Below are 2,416 nucleotides of genomic sequence, written 5' to 3' on the forward strand. Positions count from 1 at the left end.
CGGCTGCAGCCGCGCTTCTTGTCTTCGAGATCGCGGAGAACCAGGCCTCGCGCTTCGTTGCCCTTCTGGAGGCCTGGCCCCTGCGCAACCTGGGACGCATAAGCTACGGCTGCTACATCTTCCACGAATTCGTGCACTTCTACAACGTCGAGGCAGCGGCCCGGAAATTCGGGATCGTATTCGAAGCGCCGGATTGGATCTCGGCTCCCATCGAACTTGTCTTGACCATCGGCCTGGCGACCGTCTCCTGGCGATACTTTGAACGACCAATCATGGCCTGGGCCCACCGGCCAACGCAGAAAGCCACGCCGGCCGCCGCCTGAGCCCGCTCAGCTTGCCAGGCCGAAGAGCTTTCGCAGCAGGCCAAGGGTTGTGGTTCAGGCGGCAAGCAGTGCCAAGGACCCCGAATCCACATGTGTTATCAATAGGAAAGAGAGGGCTTTTTCCGATGAAAGCACCGGTATTTTCCGCCGCCATGCTGGTCGTGGGGTCATTGACTTCGCCTGGTCTTGGCCAAAGACCAATGGTTCGGCCCTGACGAAGAGCGCGCGCGTCGACCGGCTCGGCTCCATCGGCCTCAACGATAGCGGGATCGGGAAATCGGCCATTGGTGACCTCCTGCACGGCCGCTTCGATCAGCGGCCAAACCTCGTATTGGAAACCTACTGAACAAGACAGCGACACGCATCACTGGCGGCGGTCGGCATCGCCGCGCCGTATCTTGATCGATCTCGCGTCGAGTGGGCGATCCGAGCCAGCGCCCCGATGACGCCGCCCTGGTTGCGGATGATGCGCCCGCACATTTACTGGCGGAGGAATCCGCTCCGGCCGGAAATCATTGCGACGTACTCCGCTCCGCTTGATCTTCCCCCGCTAGACATCCGATATCTGCTCGGTCCCATTGGGCTGGCGCCATAAAACTGAGTAGCAAATAGAGGGATCGGTCAGAGCAGCGGGTCAAGGCTTGCGTTTGAAGCGCCAGAAGCGGCGCTTGCGGAAATCTCCAAGGTCGCCATCGTTCTTGGGCTCCCAGTCGTAGACGAACTGGCCATCGGAGGCATTTAGGTCTTTGCTGAAGTGGCGCTCGACGCTGAAGCCTGCCTGCTCGGCAAGCCGCTCGACATAGGCGGCCGAAGGCCGGCAGGCGTAGCCGTGGATGGATTCCTCGATCACCTCGGCCCGGCCCGGCACCTTGACCAGTTTGTACGGGTCAGTCGAGTCGCACACGACGGTCTCAAGCACCATGTCGTCGGTCATGGCAAAACACCGGGCCATGTGCTCGTCGACCTCGCCGATATGGTAGAGTAGGCCGAAGTGCAGGATTAGATCGAACCGGCCGTAGTGGGAGAACTCGCCTTCCAGGTCGCACTGCTCGATGCGCAGGCGCGGCACCGAGCGATGCTTGAGGCGGGCGAAGCTGACCTGCTCTGGTCGTCCCTCAAGGCAGGTCACGTCGGCACCCAGCTCAGCCAGGAAGGCGCCGATTTCGCAGAGGCCGGCGCCGAGCTCCAAGATCTTCAGGCGGGGCAGGTTATCCAGGCCATAGAGTTCGATCAGTTTGGCGATGCGGGTGGTACGCCAGTGGGCGTAGGTGAGATCGTAGAGCGCGTCCGAGCGGAAGGCGGTCTGCAGCGCTATGTGGCGGTCGATCGGAGACAGTGGCGCCACCATGACGTTGCGCTCCAGGTGGTCGAGGCGCCGGCCGAGATGGGTGACGTGATCGGGCAGCCGGCGAATTCCCCGCAAAACTTCAATGGTCTTTTTCAACACGCTGAACCCCATCTACTATCAAAGTCTAACCCGCTGGCCCGATGATCTGGTTTAAGCCGTCCAATGTTGTGTCATCTAGATCTCTTCAATTGTTAGTTTGAAGCCACGAAGCCGTGCCGTCGCTATGGCCGTTGGGTCATCTAAACCAAACCAGGATCATCCAACCAGGCGAGGGCAGGGCTGGAACTACCTCAAACGATCAGGGGGGAGTCAGCCTGCCTTTGCGGTCCGTGCGTCTCCGACCACGCGGGCCGGCACGCCGGTAGCGATGGCGAAGTCGGGATGTCACGGGTGACGACGGCGCCGGCGCCGATCAGTGCCCGCTCGCCGATGGTCACGCCCGGGGTGATAGTGACGTTGGAGCCGATGGAAGCGCCTTTCTTGACCAGGGTCGGCTCGACCGTCCAGTCGGCTTCACTCTGGGCGCTCCCGTCCAGGTTGGTGGCTCGGGGAAGGCGATCGTTGGTGAACATCACCCGGTGGCCGAGCGCATTGCTTACTGCCTCGTGGAAACCGGCAAGGACTATTCCGACGTCTTCCACCGCGACGCTTCTATGCGCCGGCAGTCTCGGCTGCAGCCGCGCTTCTTGTCTTCGAGATCGCGGAGAACCAGGCCTCGCGCTTCGTTGCCCTTCTGGAGGCCTGG

At 61.8% G+C, this 2,416-nt stretch carries 2 protein-coding genes and 2 pseudogenes; 2 read left to right on the forward strand and 2 right to left on the reverse strand.

Going from position 1 to position 2,416, the window contains the following annotated elements:
• Both CK230_RS33420 and CK230_RS32190 read left to right on the forward strand, forming a co-directional pair.
• A pseudogene (locus CK230_RS33420) lies at positions 1-323 on the forward strand (hypothetical protein); the annotation flags it as partial.
• 49 nt (positions 324-372) lie between these two features.
• Entirely contained in the window at positions 373-669 is a 297-nt protein-coding gene (locus tag CK230_RS32190) for a hypothetical protein (RefSeq protein ID WP_095820805.1), read from the forward strand.
• A gap of 288 nt (positions 670-957) precedes the next feature.
• Here the strand turns inward: CK230_RS32190 and CK230_RS32195 are convergent, their stop codons facing one another.
• Positions 958-1,782, reverse strand: a complete 825-nt coding sequence (locus CK230_RS32195; protein ID WP_095820806.1) for a methyltransferase — start codon at positions 1,780-1,782, stop codon at positions 958-960.
• A gap of 198 nt (positions 1,783-1,980) precedes the next feature.
• Positions 1,981-2,258: pseudogene (locus CK230_RS34070) on the reverse strand (DapH/DapD/GlmU-related protein); the annotation flags it as partial.
• Positions 2,259-2,416 lie beyond the last annotated feature (158 nt).

The sequence above is a fragment of the Mesorhizobium sp. WSM3859 genome, assembly GCF_002295065.1.
Classification (GTDB): domain Bacteria; phylum Pseudomonadota; class Alphaproteobacteria; order Rhizobiales; family Rhizobiaceae; genus Mesorhizobium.

What these genes read in the sequence shown, in the direction of transcription:
- CK230_RS32195 (WP_095820806.1), bottom strand. Translation starts at nt 1,782, where the DNA reads ATGGGGTTCAGCGTGTTGAAAAAGACCATTGAAGTTTTGCGGGGAATT.